At 75.8% G+C, this 18,420-nt stretch carries 11 protein-coding genes; 3 read left to right on the plus strand and 8 right to left on the minus strand.

Annotated features, from left to right (window positions below; all coding sequences use genetic code 11):
• Positions 1-242: 242 nt before the first annotated feature.
• A complete protein-coding gene (locus ACFQRF_RS20635) occupies positions 243-3,476 on the minus strand; it encodes a BTAD domain-containing putative transcriptional regulator (RefSeq protein ID WP_379872780.1) in 3,234 nt (1,077 codons plus the stop codon).
• A gap of 39 nt (positions 3,477-3,515) precedes the next feature.
• Here ACFQRF_RS20635 and ACFQRF_RS20640 point away from each other — a divergent pair, with 39 nt between their 5' ends.
• Both ACFQRF_RS20640 and ACFQRF_RS20645 read left to right on the plus strand, forming a co-directional pair.
• Positions 3,516-4,070 (plus strand): OB-fold nucleic acid binding domain-containing protein, encoded by a 555-nt coding sequence (locus ACFQRF_RS20640; protein WP_379872781.1) that lies wholly within the window; start codon positions 3,516-3,518, stop codon positions 4,068-4,070.
• A 132-nt stretch (positions 4,071-4,202) separates the two neighbouring features.
• Positions 4,203-5,129, plus strand: coding sequence for a CPBP family intramembrane glutamic endopeptidase (locus ACFQRF_RS20645; protein WP_379872782.1), 927 nt, complete (start codon positions 4,203-4,205; stop codon positions 5,127-5,129).
• A 34-nt stretch (positions 5,130-5,163) separates the two neighbouring features.
• Here ACFQRF_RS20645 and ACFQRF_RS20650 read toward each other — a convergent pair whose 3' ends face one another.
• Genes ACFQRF_RS20650 through ACFQRF_RS20665 form a run of 4 tightly spaced genes read right to left on the minus strand, consistent with a single transcriptional unit; the run spans position 5,164 to position 10,400 of the window.
• Entirely contained in the window at positions 5,164-6,000 is an 837-nt protein-coding gene (locus ACFQRF_RS20650) for an energy-coupling factor transporter transmembrane component T family protein (protein WP_379872783.1), read from the minus strand.
• The gene (locus ACFQRF_RS20655; RefSeq protein ID WP_379872784.1) at positions 6,000-7,814 is read right to left on the minus strand and encodes an ABC transporter ATP-binding protein; all 1,815 of its coding nucleotides are present in this window, start codon (positions 7,812-7,814) and stop codon (positions 6,000-6,002) included. Before ACFQRF_RS20655 ends, ACFQRF_RS20650 begins: the two co-directional genes overlap by 1 nt.
• Positions 7,811-8,743: a DUF8171 family membrane protein gene (locus tag ACFQRF_RS20660; RefSeq protein WP_379872785.1), complete on the minus strand. Its 933-nt coding sequence runs from the start codon at positions 8,741-8,743 to the stop codon at positions 7,811-7,813. The genes ACFQRF_RS20655 and ACFQRF_RS20660 overlap by 4 nt, the downstream gene beginning before the upstream one ends.
• A gap of 25 nt (positions 8,744-8,768) precedes the next feature.
• The gene (locus ACFQRF_RS20665; protein WP_379872786.1) at positions 8,769-10,400 is read right to left on the minus strand and encodes an HAD family hydrolase; all 1,632 of its coding nucleotides are present in this window, start codon (positions 10,398-10,400) and stop codon (positions 8,769-8,771) included.
• A 159-nt stretch (positions 10,401-10,559) separates the two neighbouring features.
• Between ACFQRF_RS20665 and ACFQRF_RS20670 the strand changes: the two genes are divergently transcribed.
• Positions 10,560-11,615, plus strand: a complete 1,056-nt coding sequence (locus ACFQRF_RS20670; RefSeq protein WP_379872787.1) for a LacI family DNA-binding transcriptional regulator — start codon at positions 10,560-10,562, stop codon at positions 11,613-11,615.
• Between the two features lie 55 nt (positions 11,616-11,670).
• On the opposite strand, the gene ACFQRF_RS20675 is transcribed toward ACFQRF_RS20670, so the two are convergent.
• The 3 genes from ACFQRF_RS20675 to ACFQRF_RS20685 form a co-directional block, all read right to left on the minus strand.
• Positions 11,671-13,578, minus strand: a complete 1,908-nt coding sequence (locus ACFQRF_RS20675; protein ID WP_379872788.1) for an acyl-CoA dehydrogenase family protein — start codon at positions 13,576-13,578, stop codon at positions 11,671-11,673.
• Positions 13,579-13,764: 186 nt separating this feature from the next.
• Entirely contained in the window at positions 13,765-17,256 is a 3,492-nt protein-coding gene (locus ACFQRF_RS20680; protein WP_379872789.1) for a hypothetical protein, read from the minus strand.
• Between the two features lie 277 nt (positions 17,257-17,533).
• On the minus strand, positions 17,534-18,412 hold the full coding sequence (locus ACFQRF_RS20685) for an alpha/beta fold hydrolase (protein ID WP_379872858.1): 879 nt from the start codon (positions 18,410-18,412) through the stop codon (positions 17,534-17,536).
• Between the last annotated feature and the right edge of the window lie 8 nt (positions 18,413-18,420).

Here is an 18,420-nt window from a genome sequence, read left to right on the forward strand (position 1 = left end):
CGTCCCACGGCGCCACCACGACACCGTGGTACCCGTCCGGCCGATGCGGTCCCGGCGCCGCGACGGCGGGGGCCGGTTGAACGGCCGGCGCGGTACGACACGGCGAGCCGACCGAGGCGGCGTGAGCCCGGATCGAGCCGTCGCGGCCGAGAGGCCGTACCGGTCAGGGGTCTCGTTCCACAGCTCGCTCGGGACGGCCGCCACGGACATCCCGTGGACTCGGTGCCGTGTCCGGGCCGCCGTCACGCCGCGCGTTGCGCCGTGAGCCCGGCCAGCAGCGCGAGCGCTCGCGTGCGTGGTACCGCCGCCGCCTGCCGGTACGCCCGCTCATAGCCGGGCGTGCCGAGCCGGTCCCGCGCGGTGGCGGCGACGCGGGCGACGTCGGGGTCGGCCGCCCGGGTGGTGCCGCGCAGGACGCGGGCGGTGCCGAGCAGCCGCGCCGCCCGGGTGGGGTCGCCGTCCAGCAGGGCGAGCCCGGCCAGCGCCTCGACCGCCGTGGGGGCGACCAGCAGGGCGCTCGGGCCGCTGAGCGGGCCGTCCCCGGCCAGGGTGGCCAGGGCCCGGGCGTGGTGATGGCGGGCCGGCTCCGCGTCCCGCTCGGTCTCCGCGAGCCGCCCCAGGGCGATGTGGAGGCGGGCCCGGGCCTCCTCGGCGCTGAACCAGCCCGTGGGGCAGTGCCGCAGTCCGGTCTCGTACTGCGCCCGCGCCCCGGCGAGATCGCCCCGCTGCCGTGCGACCTCGCCGAGGCCCAGATGGGCCAGCGCGAGCTGCTCCGGGCTGCCCGCGCGGCGGGCGAGCGCCGCCGCCCGGTCGCAGTCGGCCTGTGCTCCGGCGAGGTCACCGCTGCGGACTCGCCCGTCGGCGCGGCCGCACAGCACGTCGGCCATGTCCTCGGCGGCGTCGAGCGCACCGAACAGGCCGAGCGCTTCGTCCGCCATGGCGGTGGCCGCGCGCCACTCGCCCCGCCAGGCCGCGAGGGTGCCGAGCTCGGAGAGCGCCACCGCCATGCCCCACCGCTCGCCGACGGACCGGAACCCGTCCAGGCCGGCGGTGAAACCCCGTTCGCTGCCCGCCACGTCCCCTTCGACGAGCCGCCGGTACCCCAGCCCGGTGTGCATGAGCGCCCGGACCCACGGGTCGGGGCCGGCGGCGAGGCTCTCCAACGGGAACGTCCACGGGGCGCGCTCGCCCGGTACACCGGCGAACCGGCCCCACAGCACGAGGAGGAACGGGTGACGCAGCGGTCCCGCGAGGCCGCTCGCCAGCCGCTCTGCCTCCGCGAGGCGGCCCGGGACCAGGCCGGACGGGGCCGTGGCGGCGACGAGGGCGCCGAGCACGTACTCCTCCTCCAGCCCCGGCGGCGGCTCCGCTCCCACCGACTCCAGCAGGTCGCGGGCCACGGCCCCGCCCTCCACCCGGCGGCCGCGCAGCCACCAGTAGGCGGACAGCCCGGACAGCATCCGCAGCGCGAGTTCCTTCTCACCCGCCCGCACGGCCCAGCGCAGGGCGGTGAGCAGGTTGTCGTGGTCGGCGTCGAGCCGGCGCAGCCAGTCCAGCTGCCCGGCCTCCCGGAGCCGGGGAGCCGCGGCCAGCACCCGGCCGAGATAGTGGCCGGCGTGCGCGCGACGGGCGGGTGCGCCCTCGTCCGTCTCGGCGAGCCGCTCCGCGCAGAAGGCGCGGACCGTGGCGAGCATGCGGAACCGTGGCGTGTCCTCGCCCGTGGTCTCCAGCAGCGACTTGTCCACCAGTCCGCTGAGCACGTCGAGCGCCTCGGCCTCAGGAACGCCGCAGACCTGCGCCGCCGCCTCGACGGTGATCCCGTCGGCGAAGACCGTGAGGCGGCGCGCCAGCCGCCGCTCGGCGTCGTCCAGCAGGTCCCAGCTCCACTCCACCACCGCCCGCAGGGTGCGATGCCGCGGTTCCGCCGTGCGGCTGCCCCGCGAGAGCAGCCGGAACCGGTCGTCCAGCCGGGCCGCCACCTCGGCGACCGGGAGCGCCCGCAGCCGCGCCGCGGCCAGTTCGATCGCGAGCGGCAGGCCGTCCAGCGACCGGCAGACGTGCAGCACGTCTTCGGCCGTCCGGCCGTCCACCGCGAATCCGGGCCGCACGGCGGCGGCCCGGTCGGCGAACAGCCGCACGGCCGGGTAGCGGAGGGCGTCGGCGGCCGGGGTACCGGGCGGCGGGAGCGCCAGCGGCGGCACCGGGCACAGAGTCTCGCCGGTGATGCCGAGCGGCTCGCGGCTCGTCGCGAGCACGCGCAGCCCGGGACACGCGTCGAGCAGCCGCGCGGTGAGCGCCGCGGCGGCCTCGATGACGTGTTCGCAGTTGTCCAGGACGAGCAGCAGGTGCCGGTCGGCGAGCGCCGCGACCAGCCGCCCGGCGAGGTCGGGTGGCGGCGCCGCCGCGCCGGGCACCGGCGGGGGCAGCAGCGCGGTGTCGCGCAGGCCGAGGGACCGGGCGATCGCCTGCGGTAGCGCGGCCGCCGACTCCACCCGGCCGAGCTCGACGAACCGGACGGTACCCGGGAGGCGGGCGGCCGCCTCGACGGCCAGCCGGGTCTTTCCGGAGCCTCCCGGGCCCGTCAGAGTGACCAGGCGCGCCGAGTCGAGCAGCGCGACGACGCGGTCGAGTTCGGTGCCGCGTCCGACGAAGCTCGTGAGCTGGGCGGGCAGCCCGGCACGCCGCGGCTCCGGCGGTGCGGGGGCGGCCGGCGGCTCGGACCGCAGCACGGCGAGCTGCGCGGCCGCGAGCTCGGCGGACGGTTCGATGCCGAGCTCCTCCACCAGCCTGCGGCGGGCGTCATCGAACGCGGCGAGCGCGTCCCTCCGCCGCCCGCAGGCGTGCAGGGCGTGGATGAGCTGGGCGGACAGCCGTTCCCGGAGGGGGTGCGCGGCCACCAGCTCACGGAGCTCCGCCACCAGCGCGGCGTCCGGCCGCACGGCGAGGTCGGCCGCCACCCGGTCCTCGACCGCGGCGAGGCGCAGTTCGGTGAGGCGCTCGGCCTGCGCGCGCAGGGCCGGGGAGCCGGCCAGGTCGGGCGGCCCGGTCAAGTCGGCGAGCGCGGGCCCGCGCCACAGGGCGAGCGCCTCGCGCAGCAGATCGGCCGCACGCGGCAGGTCGCCGCGGGCCAGCGCCCGCCGTCCGTTCTCGGCGGCACGCTCGAATCGGTGCGCGTCGACGTCCTCGGGCGCCACGGCGATCCGGTATCCGCCCGGCAGCCGTTCCACGAGGTCGCGGCCGTCGCCGCCCGGCCGCAGCGCCCGGCGCAGCCGCGAGATCTGGGACTGCAGGGCGTTGGCCGCACCGGCGGGCGGCTCCGTCCCGTACAGCCCGTCCAGCAGGCGGTCGTCCCCGACGGTCCGGCCGGCGTCGAGCAGCAGCAGCGCGAGCAGCGCCCGCACCCGGGGACCCCCGACGGCGACCGGACTCCCGTCGGCCAGCCGCACGTCGACCGGGCCCAGAATGCCGAACCGCATGGCTCCGAGTATCGCCGACGCGGGACGCGGCCCGGCACGGTGCGCGGTCACGCCGTCCGCGAGCGCCGCTCGATCGCCGCGCTCACCGTCGGCGGTCGGCCCGACGGCGCGGTCGTCACCGTCGGCGGCATCGTGTCGGCCATGGCGCGCAAGGTCACCCGGAAGGGCGGTACCTGGGCCATCGCCACCGTCGACGACCACGCCGGATCCATCCAGTGCATGGTCTTCCCCTCGACCCGCCGGCTCTTGCCCACCCGGCTCGCCGAGGACGAGATCGTCCTGGTCAAGGGGCGCCTCGACCGCCGGGAGGACGTGCCCCGGCTCACCGTGACCGAGCTCATCGTCCCCGAGCCGGGACCGGCCGGCGGTGGCCCCGTGCGGCTGGAGATCGCGGAGGCCGCCGTGACACCGGAGTCGGTACGCCGGATGAAGGAGATCTTCCAGGCGCATCCGGGCGGCACCGAGATCCACCTGCGGGTGCGGGGCAGGCGGCGCACCGTCGTCTACCGGCTGGGGTTCCTGGTCGATCCGCGCCCGGAGTCCCGGGCCGACCGCAAGGCCGCCGTCGCGCTGACCCGGCCGGCCGCCGGGTGACGGAGCGCGACGGCCGGCCCGGCCACGGCAGGGAACGGGATGGATCAATACTGCTCCCGCCGCCGTTACAGGTGACAGGGGTCCCGTCCGCGGTGCGGGGGCGGTGAGGCGGATCCCAGTGGGGGAAATTCGATGGTGAAGGCCGCGATGGGCCGCGGGGTGGTCGCCGCGGGTGTGCTGGTGTTCTTCCTGGCCGCGGTGTCTCTGTACCTGACGGGGAACGTGCAGATTCACCGGAGCGAGGACTACGCGTCCGGGCTGCTGTGGTCGTTCTGGCTGCCGGTCGCGGTGGGCCTGCTGCTGATCAGGGTGGCGCCATGGCGGGCGCCGGACGGCCTCGGGCCGGCCGGCATGCTGCGCGGGCGGCGGGTATGGCGCGAGACGTGGGCGCTGCTCGGCTGCGTCGCCGCGTTCCTGCTGGGAGACGTGCTGCTCTACGACGCCTACGACCTGGTCGACCCGCAGCTGGGGGCGCTGGCGTACCACACCTCGAAGGTGCTGTTCCTGCTCTTCCTCCCCCTCATGCTGACCGGCCCGTCCGGTGTCATGGGCACGACCACCCGGCCCGACGTCCTGCAGCAGGGCATCCGGGTCCCGTGGGGTTGGCGCTGGGCCGGGATCCTGGCCGTGGTCGGCTACCTCTACATCGCGGTGCTGCTGCCCTGGACGACGCCCGTCCCGTCCCCGGGGACGCTGCCGAACACCTACGCGATGTTCGCCCGGCTGGCGCTGGCCCTGGGGACGGCGGCGCTGCTGGAGGAGGTGTTCTTCCGGGCGCTGCTGCAGACCCGCCTGGAGCGCCTGATGGGCCGCTGGCCCGGCATCGTCACGGCCGCGGGCGTCTACGCGCTGGCCAGCCTGGTCGGCACCAACCCCTACCCCACGTGGGAGACCGACCTGGCCATGGCCATCGTGGTCCAGGGCGTGGCCGGGGTGCTCTACGGCTATCTGTGGGCCCGTTACCGCAACCTGTGGCTGAACTTCCTGCTGCACGGTTGCGTCAGCATCGTGGCGGTGATCTACCCCGTGATCTACAACCTGCTCGTCTTCGGCGGGTGACCCCGGCCCGGCGGAAGCGGGCCAGGGCCGCCCCTCACCCCGGGAGGACGGCGTGCAGCGGGAAGCGCGCGCCGACGGCGAACACCGTGCCGACCAGCAGGACGGTGCCGGCCAGCAGCGCCACGTCCCGCGCCCCCACCCGCAGGTAGGCCAGCCGGATCCGCCGGCCGTCGGAGTGCTCCGTCGCGTAGGTGAAGCCCCGGGTCTCCAGCGCCTCGACCGTGGTGCGGGTGCGCTTGGCGGTGTTCAGCATCAGGGGGTAGAAGGCCGCCACGACCGTCGAGGCGGTGCGCGCCGCCACCCGCCACCCGAGCAGACCCGCCGAGGGCAGCGGTGCCGAGCGGAGCCGGTGCCCGTCCACCACGGTGTGGAACTCCTCCATCAGGATCGGCAGCATCCGGTAGCCGTAGCTCACCCCGAAGCTCACCATGGCGGGCGCGTGCAGGCTGAGCAGCGCGTCGGAGAGCTTCTCCGGGTCGAGCGAGACGAACGCCGCCATGCTCGCCAGGCTGACGGTGCCCAGTTTGAGGGTCAGCTCGGTCATGGCGAGCACCGTGGCGAGGTCGCCGCCGAAGAAGACCGAGGCGACGAGCACGTAGCCGCTCTCCAGCACGAAACCGATGACGAACAGCCCGAGGATGAGCGGACCGACCCGGCTGAGCACCACGGCGACGGAGCAGAGGAGGAAGAGCCCGGCCAGGACGGTGATGTTGTGGGTCAGCCACGGCACCACCGCGAAGATCAGGTACCAGCCGATGACGACGCGCGCGTCCATCCGGGCCAGCAGCCCGCCACGGGTGGCGTAGGCGGTCCGCAGCAGTTCCAGCTTGACCCACTCCACCGAGAGCCGGTCGCGTTCTTTGCGCTCCATCAGGCGTCTCCTCCACGTGGATCGTCGGCCGCCACGACCGCGGCCGGACCCCGCGCCGGCGCGTCCGTCCCGGACAGCCGCGCGACGAGCTCCGCGACCGAGAGCGGGGGCGGCGCCAGTCCGACCGCGGCACCGAGCTGGGCGACCTGCGGCGGCACCAGCCGGGCCCGGTCCAGCAGCGGCCGGTCCGCGAACAGCGACGCGGGGTCGGTGTCGGCCACGATCCGGCCGCCGTCCAGCACGAGCACCCGCTCCGCCCACTCGGCCACCAGGTGCATGTCGTGCGTCGCCACCACCACGCAGCGGATCGTGCCGGCCAGCGCCGCGAGCATCGCGATCACGGCGTCGCGGCTGCCGACGTCCAGGCTGGAGGTGGGTTCGTCCAGCAGCAGCAGGGCGGGCCGCATCGCCAGGCCGATGGCGAGGGTGGCGCGGCGCTGCTGGCCGCCCGAGAGCGTGCGGCCGTCCCGGCCGGCCAGCTCGGCCAGCCGGACCCGCTCCAGCACCGTCTCGACCAGCTCGTCGGTGTCGGGCCGCCCGCGGCCGTGCGGGAACATCGCGACGTCCTCCCGCACGCTGTCCTTGAGGAACATGTGCTCGGGGCGCTGGTAGAGGTAGCACACCTTGTCGGCGAGCCGGGCCGGCCGCGTCCGGCGGGTGTCGGTGCCGTCGACGAGCACGGTGCCCGAGCGCGGCACCTTCAGGCCGGTGAGCAGCCGCAGCAGGGTGGACTTTCCGGCCCCGTTCCCGCCGACCAGGGCCACGCGCTCGCCCTCCGCCAGGGAGAGCGTCACGTCGTCCAGCACGATGGACAGCTCGCCGCCCACCTCCCGGTAGCCGTGCGTCACCTGGCGGAGCTCGGCGACCGGGGGCGGGACGGTGCCGCCCCGCTCGCGGGGCGGACGCACGGACACGGCGGTCCCCGAGTGCCGGCCGGCCGGTGACGGCGTGGCCGTTCCGGAGTCCGGGACGGCCACGCGGCGGGTCCGCAGCGCCTCCGCCGCCTCCGGGACCGTCAGCGGAACCGGACCGGCGCACTCCAGGGCGCGCGCGGCCTGGACGACCTGCGGCGCCGGGATACCGTGCCGGTCCAGCTCCTCCGTGCGGGCCAGCGCGGCCCGGGTGGGCAGGTGCCACACCGGGGCGCCGTCGGCCATGAGCAGCACCGACGACGCGTAGCGCGCGACGTACTCGGCGTGGTGTTCGATGACGATCACCGTCGTGCCGCGGGTGCGGTTGAGGTCGGCGAGCCGCTCGTACACCTCCGCCGCGTGGGCGGGATCGAGTTCGGCCACCGGCTCGTCGACCACCAGCACCTCCGGGCGCAGCGCGAGCACGCCGGCCAGCGCGACCAGGTGCTGCTGTCCCCCGGAGAGCTGCCAGACGAACCGGTCGGCCAGGTGCTCGACGCCCAGCGCGGCCATGGCCTCATCGGTACGCTCACGGTGGTCGGCGTGCCCGAAGTTGACCGGGGCGAAGGAGACCTCGTCCCGGACGGTGGGACGCACCAACTGGTTGCCGAAGTCCTGGTAGACGTAGCCGACGAGGTGGGAGAGCGCGGCCACCGACAGGTCGCGGGTGTCATGGCCGAGGACGCGCACCGTGCCGTCGAAGCTCCCCGCCCAGAAGTGCGGGACGAGGCCGTTGAACGCCTTGCACAGCGTCGTCTTGCCGGACCCGTTGCCGCCGACCACCGCGGTGAAGTCCCCGCGCTCGATCCGCAGGTCCACCTCCCGCAGACTGTCCCGCGTGCCGCCGGGGTACCGGAAGGACAGCCCGGTCGCCTCGATCGCCGGTCCGGGGACGGCGCTCACCGCGCCTCCCGCCGCTGCCCGGCCGCGTCCTGCGCGGCACGCTCCCGGCGGGACCGGACCACGGCGCGGGCGGCGACGACGGCCCCCACGAGCACGAGCAGCGCGGCGGCCACCCCCACCCACAGGAACCGTTGGCCGTACTGGTCGATGAAGCCCGGATCCCCCACGCCGAAGTTGTCCACGATCTCGGAGGCGAACGCCGCGATCATCGAGACGAAGGACAGGAAGATCGCCAGCAGGGCGAACATCGCGGCACCGCGCTGCGCCAGCGCGGGCGGGTTCGCCGCATCGCGCGGCGCCATGCCGAGCAGCGGCTCGATCCTGCCGTGCAGGCGCGGGGCCAGCACCATGGCGGGGATCGCGCCGAAGAGCACCCCGCTGATCAGCAGGTCGGTGGTGAAGCCGATTCCCTCCAGGAGCAGGATCGACTGGGGCAGGCCCTCCACGTACTCGGCGTCGGCGACGCCCACCCACACCTTGCCGATGTCCACGATGGCGGACAGCATCTTGTCCACGACGACGGTGACCACGGCGGCCAGGGCGATCTGCGGCCGGCGGCGCGGATCGCGCACCAGGCAGCCGCCGATGTAGAGGCCGAGGAACATCTGGAGGTATCCCTCGATCTCCCCGATGCCGGAGAAGTCGCCCATGAGCAGGTCGACGAAGACGATCTCGCCGAGCGGGGCGCCCAGCGCCGCGTACAGCGGGTTGAACAGCGACACCATGACGACCGGCACGAACGCCAGGTAGGAGACCGACAGCTCGACCGGGCCGACCGTGATCTCGGGAAGCACCTCGGTCACGATGTTGGCCAGGCCGAACAGGGTCATGGACAGGACGAAGACCATCAGCTTCTGGCTGGAGGACGACTCGCCCGGCCGTGACGCGGGACGCGCCGGCGTGCCGGGCAGCGGGCTGGACTGCGACATGGGGGGCCTTTCGGGGTGCTGGGGATCAGGCGGGCAGGGTGGGGGGCGGGGCGCCCCACAGGTCGAGGAGGTCGGACATCTCGTCGATGACGTGGGTGGGGCGCTGCTCGGCGGGGCCGATGCGGGATGCCGCGATCTCCTCGTCGGTGGCGGAGCCGCCGCGGACGATCACGACGGTGCCGATCCCGCCGCGGCGGGCGGCGGCCGCGTCCCGCCATGGTTTGTCGCCGACGAACCAGCAGCCGGCGGGCGGTACGCCGAGGGCGGTGATGGCGGTGGTCACGGTGGCGGGGTCGGGTTTGCGGCGCCCGAGTTCGTCGGAGTAGACGTGCACGCCGATCCGGTCGGTGAGGCCGTGGCGGTCGAGCCGCTCGCGGACGGCGCGGCCGCACAGCGTGTTGGAGACGACCGCGACCGGGACGCCGTGGTCCGCGCAGAAGGCCAGCACCTCCGCGACCCCGGGCCGCGGTTCGGCGTGGCTCTTGGACCGGGCGTACCCCAGCGTCAGCCTGGCCGACTCCGCGTGCAGCAGCGCCCGGACCTCCGGTGCCCAGTCGCGGCCGACGAGGTCGCACCAGAACTCGCGCGGGGAGATCTCCGGCACGACGGGATTCCCGGCGTGCGCCTGTTTCCAGTCCCGGTAGCGCTCGCGCCCCGTGGCGATCGCGTCGGCGACCTCTTCGGCGGAGAACGCGTGCCCGGCGCGGCGCAGCAGCGCGGCGACCTCGCCGGCGAACGCGCGGCGCGCATCCGGGGCGGGGGTGGAGGTGGAGATGACGCCGCCGTGGTCGAGCAGCAGCGCCGCCGGCAGCGGGCGCGCGGGCACGGCGGGGGTGGACCGCGGGCCCGGAGGCGGTGCCGCCGGCCGCTCCACGGGCACGCTCGCCCGCAGCGGGCCGACCAGCCCCTCGGGCGTGTCGAAGACGGCGTCGGCGCGCACCGAGACGGCGTAGGGCGGGTTGTCGGTGTGGTGGTGCCGGGTGAGGATCGCCGCGGCGACGCCGGCCCGGCGGCCGGCCACCACGTCACGGTCCTGGGTGTCGCCGACGTACCAGCACCGCTCCGCGACGGTGCCCAGCGCGCGGGCCGCCAGCCGGATCATCTCCGGGTGCGGCTTGCGGATGCCGACCTCGTCGGAGTACACCTGCACGCCGAAGAAGCCGGAGAGACCGGCGGCGTCGAGCAGGTCGCGGTGCGCCCGTCCGGAGTGGGCGTTGGAGACCATGCCCACCCGCACGCCGAGTTCCGCCGCGGCGGCCAGCAGGTCCCGCACACCGGGGCGCACCTCGTGGTCGGACAGGATCGGCGACATCTCCGCCAGCAGCGCCCCGGCGCTGCCCGCGAGCACTTCGCGGGCGGCTTCGTCCAGATCGGAGGCCAGGAAGTCGGTCCAGATCGTCCGGTGGTCGAGCTCCGTGGGGGCCAGGCGGCGCCCCGCGGAGTTCTTCCAGTCCTTGAGCGCGGCCAGGCCGGCGTCGAGAGAGGCGAGCAGGGTGCCGGTGTCCACGGTGTGCCCGGCACGGGCCAGGACGCCTTGCAGGCGGGCGGCCATCTCGGCGCGCCCGCCGGGGCGCTTGCGGGTCTGGAAGACCACACCGCCGAAGTCGAGGAGCAGTGCGTCGGGGCGGTGCCGGAGTGCGGAACGGAGGTCGTCCAAAGGGGCTCCCTGGGGTGCGTCGTCGTCGGGCACCGACGCTAGGCACGGCCGACGGCGGCCCGTGAACGTTCGGGTGGAACGTAGGCGAACGAGTCTGGAACGTTCCAGGAGTCGGTGGGCCGGGGCGGCCGGCCGGCCCGGCCACGGCACAATGGCACCGTGAAGCCCCCGCCGACCGACCGGACGAACGGCCGCGCCGCCCCGGCCGCGCGCCGCAGACGCCCCACGATCGTCGACGTCGCCGCCGCGGCCGGCGTCTCCAAGTCCCTGGTCTCCCTGGCGCTGCGCGGCGACGACGGGGTCAACGCCGCCACCCGCGCCCGCATCCTCGCGGTCGCCGACGAACTCGGCTACCGGTCCAACGTGCTGGCCCGCGGCCTCGTCCAGGGGCGCACCATGATCCTCGGCGTGCTGCTGACGGACCTGGCGAACCCGTACCACACCGAGGTCGTCGCCGGGGTGGAGGACACCGCCGACGCCAACGGCTTCACCGTGCTGCTCGCCCACGGGCGGCGCGACCGGCGCAGGCTGGAGCAGCAGCTCGACGCGTTGCTCCAGCTCAACGTCGACGGCGTCGTGGTGATCAGTTCGTGGCTGGAGCCGCAGGCGCTCACCGACGCCGCGCGGCGCGCGCCCGTGGTCGTGGTGGGGCGGCCGCCCCGGCAGCCGGCCGGCGTGGACACCGTCGCCAACGACGACGCGGCCGGAGCCGCGGCGGCCGTGGACCATCTGGCCCGGCTCGGCCACGAACGCATCGCGCACCTCGCCGGGACCGCCCGCCCGGCGTCCCGCGCCCGCAGCGACGGCTACCGCGCGACCATGCGGCGCCTCGGCCTCACCCACCACACGGCGGTGGTCGAGATCGGGGACGCCTCCCGGCACCGCGCACAGGCCGCCGCCGAACTGCTCTCCGGCGGCACCCCCACCGCGGTCTTCGCCGTCAACGACATGGCGGCGCTCGCCGTCCTCGACCAGGCGCACGCCATGGGGATCGCGGTTCCGGAACGGCTGTCCGTCACGGGGTACGACAACACCGTGCTCGCCGAGACCGTCCGCCCGCGCCTCACGAGCGTGGACCAGCCCCGCACGGTCATGGGCCGCCTGGCGGTCGACATGCTCCTGGAGCGGTTCTCCGGCCGCACCGCCGATCGCCGCGAGGTCCTCGCCCCCGATCTCGTCATCCGGGACTCCACCGCGTCCGCGCCGCGGCGGTAGGGCGAGCCGGGGCCGCCGGGCCGTACCGGCCGCGGGCCGCTGCCGGACCGGGCCGCTACCCCGCCGTCGCGGTGACGGGTGCGCCGGGCGCAGTGACGGCGGCGGGCCGGTCGGGGTGCCGCGCGTCCATGGCGACGAGTCCGGCGTGCGGGCGCGCGCCCGCGATCGGGATGTCGGCGAGCACCCCCTCGGGCAGGTCGAACGCCGCCACCAGGATCGGCGCCCGCTCGGCCAGCGAAGCCACGAGCTCCTCGATCGTGTCCCGGAGCCCGGCGGCCTGGCCGGTGGTCAGCCGGCCCTCGGTCAGCAGGTCGCCGTCGTGCTCGGCGATCCGTTCCAGCGCGAACAGCCGGTACACGTCGAGCAGCGGCCCACGGGCACCCGGGGCGGCCGTGGTGGCGGCGGCGAGCACCGCCTCGGCGGCGCGGCGCTCGGCGAACGCCGCGACGGCCCGCAGCGCGTACGGGGCCGCGGCGTTCCAGCGGCGCAGCGGGTCACCGGATGGCGCCTGCCGCAGCCGCCGCCGCGCCCGGTCCAGTTCCAGGCGCTCGACCGCGGCGAGCAGGCCGGCCAGCACGGCCGGGTCGGTGAGACGGCCGCCGGGGGTCTCGCCGAACGCGGGGACGTCGTGGTCGAGGAGAAGCTCGGCGCCCGCCTTGACCCAGACGGCCAGGTTGTCGCCCTCGGCGGTGATGAGGCCCTCGACGTCGGCGCACAGGGGGGACAGCCGGTTGGCGGGGAACAGCGCGCGTGCCCCGCACCGCTCCCGGCACTCCACGATGATCCGCCGCGCGTTCCAGGTCGTCCAGCCCTTGGTGACCGCCACCAGCCGGTCGAGCCGTTCGCGCTCCCGTGCCCCGGCCGGACGGTCGGCGAACAGCCGCACGGTGTCGCGGTGCAGCAGCGTCATGGCGTACCCGGTGGCGATCGCGCTCACCAGCGGCCCGTGGTGGCTGCGGTGCGCGAACACCGGCACCCGCGCCCCGCCGCGCGGGCCGCTGATGTGCCGGTGGAGCCCGTAGCGGACCGCGATGGCCAGCGCCGCACGGGCACCCGCCACCCCGGACGCGCTCATGCACAGCTTCCCCGTGGTGACCCGGTCGATGGCGCGCAGGAACCGCCTGCGCCGGTTGCCCACGGAGCTGATCGGCACGCCGTCCGGACCCGGCCGCCCGTGCTCGCCGGTCAGCATCGCGTGGCGGGGCAGCCGGACGTGGTCGAACGACGTGAGGCAGTGGTCGACGGGGCTGCCGTGCTTTCCGGCCAGGGGGAGCACGGTCACTCCGGGCAGTGGTCCCGACTCGTCGGTCAGTGGGGTCAGGAAGAGGAAGACGCCGTGGTCGTCCCCGCCGGCGATCAGCCGCGCCGCGACGAGCCCGGACTTCGGCCCGCCGTACTCGCCGGTGTTCGGCATGAACTTGCGCGCCCCCGGATCGGGAGTGTGCAGCACGAAGCGGTCGCACGCTGGATCGTAGGTGGCGGTGGTGCGCAGTGCCCCCGCGTCGTTGCCGTGGTCGAGTTCGGTGCACAGGAAGGTGCCGATCCGCCGCATCGCCAGGTGGTCGGCCAGCTCCCGATCCGGGTGTGCGTCGTGGTCGAGCAGACTGCCCAGGAACAGGTTGTAGTGGATGCCGGCGATGGTGGTCAGGCCGCCGTCCAGCGGCGCGGTCCACTCGTGCAGGCTGGCGAGCCGGGTGGGGTCGGCGGCGAGGTCGGCGGCGGAGTCCAGGGCGTCGTTGATGAGCCGGAGCCGCTGGTAGGCGAGGGTGACACGGTCCGCGCCGTCCGGGACCGTCCCCGCCCGGAACGGCCCGGTCGCCAGGAGGTCCCGCCACGGACGGTGCACTCGGTCGTACTCGGCCGGACCGCCGAAGAGCGCGTGGTGCAGACCCGTGACGGCGTCGCCCGGCCGTGCCGGGCCGGGTCCTCTGCTCGGCTCCTCCCCGCCTCTTGCCTCGTCCATGTGGCCATGGTCCACCGCGTGGCGGGACGCGTCGCTCAACGGGAGCTCCTTCACATTAGGGGGTCGCTGTACGCATTCAAATGGTCACGGAGCGCACCCGTAAGGTGAAGGCGGCAATGCGTTATGTGGGGATGGTCACGTAACGCAGTGGAACGTGTGCGTTCCGTACCCGTTCGTGTGGGCCGGTCACCGCGATGGGCGGGACCTCGGGGGCGGGCCGGACGGGAAGTCGCGGCGGACCGGGCCCGGCGACCGCAGGCCGGGGGAGTCGCCGAACGGGTGGATGCTGGGGAGCGCGACGCTGGACGGCCACGTCACCTCCGAATCCAGCGGCACGACGGTCCGGTACCGCTCGGCCATGTCGCGCAGTGCCCGCGGCAGCAGCCGGCGCAGCGCGTCGTCCGGCACGTCCGGGTCCAGAATCCGCGCTCCGCGCAGCATCCGCGACCGCAGCGCGGCCACGATGCGGGGCGCCTGCACCGGATACCTGCCGGCCGGCGTCCGGGCGAGCTCCTGCGCGCTGTACAGGATCTCGCCGAGCGCCGTGCGCATCGCGAACGCACGGGTCCACTGCCGGAACTCCGCGGAGAACTCCCCGGAGGCGATGTAGCGCCCCTCCGGCGAACGCGGCGAGAAGGCGCCGGCCACGGCCTCCTCGAACCGGGCGCGGGTCCGGGCGTCCGCCCCCAGGACGTGGCAGGCGCGGCCGATCTCGAATGCGAGCGTCTGCGGGCGCGCCAGCCCCCAATCGATCGCGACGAGCGGCGCCCCTCCGTAGGCGGCGGGGTCGGCGGGCACGAACATGTTCTCGCCGTGCAGGTCCCCGTGCCGCAGCCCCACCGGAGCCGGCCGGTTCGCGCCCCACAGGCCGCCGGCGAACCGGCGCAGCTCCGCCACGGGGAACAGCGACGCGTACAGCCCGAGCGGTGCGGGGACCCCCTCGTCGGCGCACCGCATGAGCTCCCTCAGGACCGTGTCGTGGATGACGAGCAGCTCCTGCGCGGCGTGCTCGCGCAGCTCCGGGGCGTCCGGGCCCGGATAACCGTGCACCGTCTCCAGCGAAGGGTCGAGGACCACCGCGCCGATCCGCGCGGCGAGCCCCACCACGTCGCGGACCTGCCCGGCGGACGGCTGCCGGTTCGGATCGCCGCGCAGCGCCGCGTTGAGCGGGTGGCCGTGCACCCGGCCGATGGTGAAGCTGTCGGTCTCGCGGTCGTAGGCGTTCAGCGGCGGGGTCGGGACGCCCTGGGACCACGCGGCCTCGTGGACGTCGTCGATGTTGACGAAGATCCGCGGGTCCAGGACCGACGCCCGGTGCTTGGCCGTGCGCCGTGGCACGCTGACCACCATGTCGTGCCACGGCAGGTCCAGGTAGTACACGTTGCTGAACCCGCCACGTGCGTCGGCGGCCGGGCGGGTGCCCACGGCGTCGAGAAGGTGCTGGTGCACCACCACGCGTTCGCCCGGCTGCGCGACCCGGGTGTAGGGCTTGCCGCGGTACCAGCTCGGGCGTCTGAGCGGGGGAACGGCCGGGGGCGGGAGCGGCACGTCGCCCACCGGCGTGACCCGGTGCGACGGCGCCTTCGGGAAGGCGCGCTGCACGACGGACTCGACGGCGGCCGCGGCGTGGAACACGACGGCCTGTGCGCCGGCCCCGGCCGCGTCGGCGTCGTGGGGCAGGAACAGCACCGGGTCGGCACCCGGCGGCAGCAGAGCGGCGGTGGCGGGCTCGTCGCGGACCCGGACGACGCGGAGCCGCCGCGGCCGGGTCGCGAGGCAGTCCGGCGGCAGGTACAGCAGTCCCTGCAGCCAGCCGTCACCGGCGCGCTCGCGCGCCACGGTCAGCACCCGGTCCCGGGGCAGCGAGCCGCGTAGCGCGTCGAGTGGCCCCGCGCCGTCGGCGGGCGTCCGCTCCCGGATGGCCGCGTCGATCCGGTGCAGGTGGCGCGCGGCCCGCGCCAGGCGCATCCGGGCGTGCAGCCGGTGCTCCAGGCCCCGGCTCGCGGACTCGCCGTCCACGGTCAGCGCCTCCGTCACGTCGAGCAGCGCGCTCGGCGGCACCCGCTCCAGCGCGGAGCTGCCGGTGACCGTGCCGGCGTCCGGACGCCCGACGCGCACGGCGACGACGGGCGGGTCCGTGCCGGCGAAGCGGGGGAGGGCGCTGACCCGGTCCACCGCGTCCCGCAGGACGGCCGCGGCGCGCGCGGCGGGCGCGCGTGGCGACGGCGGTACCAGGACGGGGAAGGCGTCGGGGTCGTCGGCCGTGGCGTCTCGCAGCCGGTGCGCCGCCGCCACGAGGGTCCGCTCGACCGTGTCGGGGTCGGCGCGCAGCAGCGCGTCGTCGGGGACGACGATGACGACGCCCGCGGCGGCGGCCGTCTCCGCGGCGGGGTGCCCGCCGTCCAGCAGCAGGCCGACTCCGGACCCGGCGGCCCCCGCGGCCGCGGCCCCCGGGAAGCGGAGGGCGGTGCGGGCCGGCAGGAACTCCGGGTCATCGGGATCGGCCACGTGGCGGTCGAACCGGGCGAGGTCCACGGCCGGCTCCACCTCGTCGAAGCCGCCCACGTCCACCCCGTCCCGGGCGGCGACCTCCCGGTGGGCGGCGACGGCGCGCAGTACCCGTTCGCCCAGCTCGGATCGCCCGAGCGGCGGATGGCCGGTCAGCACGGACAGCTGGTCCAGCCGCCGGCCGAGGTCGTCGAGCGTTCTCCCGGCCGTCTGGCCGGGCGGGAACCGCTCCGCCGCGATGGCGTCCGCGGTGCGCAGCGTGTCGACGTAGGCGGTGTGCGCGACCTGCTGCATCAGGTGGACGTCCAGCTCGTCGTCGGTGACGGCCGAGGGCGCGACCGGGCCACGGGCGAGCAGTTCCCGTACGCGGGCCCGGTACACCTCCGGCCCGCCGCCCGAGACCAGCGGCTCTCCGGCGTCGCGCATCCAGAGGTAGACGGAGCGGGCGGCGTCGCTGACCGGGCAGGCGCACGTGGCGTACTCCCAGCCCGACGCGCGCAGCCCGGCCGCGCCGCCGGAGCCGGCGGGGCCGATGCTCAGGTGCTTGCCGGTGAGATTCTGGTGGGTGAGCGCCGTCGGCCGGACGGGAAGCCCTGACAGGCGCTGCCAGACGAGCGGCAGCACCTCCTCGGGCGGGTGCCCGAGCTCCGCGGCGAGTCCGGGATAGCGGTGGGCGAGGTGCGCCACCGCGCGCTCGGTGGTCATGAACTGGGCCTGGACCGTCGCGACCGAATGGCACTCGGGGCGGTCGGGCTGCTGCCGCAGCCGCCGTCCCCGGGCGTCGCGCAGCGGAGGCGCGTTGTGCTTCGGCAGCCCGGCGCACCCCACCGAGGCGATCCGCCCGTGGATCTCGGCGAGCGGGTCGCGCGCCTCCTCCCACGTCACCCGGAACGGCAGCGTGGCGAGCGTGCCGCCGACCTGTTCCCAGCACCGCCCCAGCGTGTCCATCCGCGCCGGCGCGGCCACGCCCAGCTCCTGCACCCCGACGGCCACCACACCGGGCGGGAACGCCGTCACGTCGAACTGCGGCCGGCGCCGCCGCGCCCGCAGCCGCCACACCCGGGGCGGCCCGTCCCCGGAGTCGGCCTTGACCCGGAAATAGTTGACGTAGTTGTTGCTCACGACCCACGGCCGGGTGACCTCACCGTCCCCGGCCGCGTCCGCCGTCACCGTGGTCCTCCTGCCGTCGGGTCCCCGGACGGCGCCCGCCCCGATGCGGCGGCCCGGCACCTCGCGTCCTCCGGTCCGCAGATGGTACCGAGAACCCTCCGCAGGATCGCGATGACCGCCCCCCGCGGGCGCAGCGTCACACGGCCTCGTCCGGCGTGGTGGGAGGGGGCGACCCCGCCGGCCGGAAGCGTCGTGGACCGTGTCCGCGATGCCGGGCGGGTACTCCTCGCGCGGCATGCGGCGGGGGAGCCGCTCGCCCTCAAGGGGCGGTGCGCCGTCAGCCCGCGTCGAGGTCGCGCAGCAGCCGGCGGACCCGCTCCGGCTCCTCGTGCAGGGCGAGGTGGCCCGCGTCGGGAAACGTGTGCACCGTGCGGCCCAGCAGCCGCCGGGCCGGGCCGGTCAGACGGGCGGGCGGGTAGAACCGGTCGTGGGCGCCGGTGGCGACCCGCACGGGCGTGCCGCTCCAGCGCGCCACCACGGGCGCGGGAAGCGGGCCGGGGGCGAGGCCGGTGCGGCTGTGCCGTGCCACCAGCGCGAGCCAGCGCGCGGCGGAGCGGGCGTCCGCCCGGTTGCCGGACGTGCCGCTCATGAAGGCGACCAGCCGGGCGCTCGGGTGCTCTCCCGGCCGCAGCAGCCAGGGCACGGTCACGCGCATCAGCGCCGGGCTGAGCACCGCCGCGGTCAGCCCGGCCGGGTTGAGGAGCAGCAGCCCGGCGGCCAACGGCGACGGGGACGCCGCCAAGGCCACCGCCGCGCCGAGCGAGTGCCCGAGAACCAGCACCGGACGGTCGGTGAGGCGGGGAAGGACGTCCTCCAGCCACGCCCCGTAGGCCATCGTCCGGTCGCCTCCCGGCCGCCGATCGTCGCTGAGCCCGGGCTGCCCGGGCAGATCCACCAGGTGGACCGGGCGGTCGGCGGCCAGCACGCGCGCGACGGGGACGGTGGTGGCGGCGTTGAAGTTGGTCCCGGGAAGGATCAGGACGGGTGTGCCCGGCCCGCCCGGCGCGTGGAAGACGGCGGTGTGGCCGAGACGAGGGGACTCCAGGGTGCGGGCGCGCAGCTCCGGCCAGGCCGCGAGCGCCTGGCGGCACCACGCGCGCACCGCGTGCCGGCCGGCCGGTGAGCGGTAGATCCCGTGGCCGCCGGAGAGGGGCATCGACACGT

The sequence above is a fragment of the Marinactinospora rubrisoli genome, assembly GCF_042664915.1.
Taxonomy (GTDB): Bacteria; Actinomycetota; Actinomycetes; order Streptosporangiales; family Streptosporangiaceae; genus Marinitenerispora; species Marinitenerispora rubrisoli.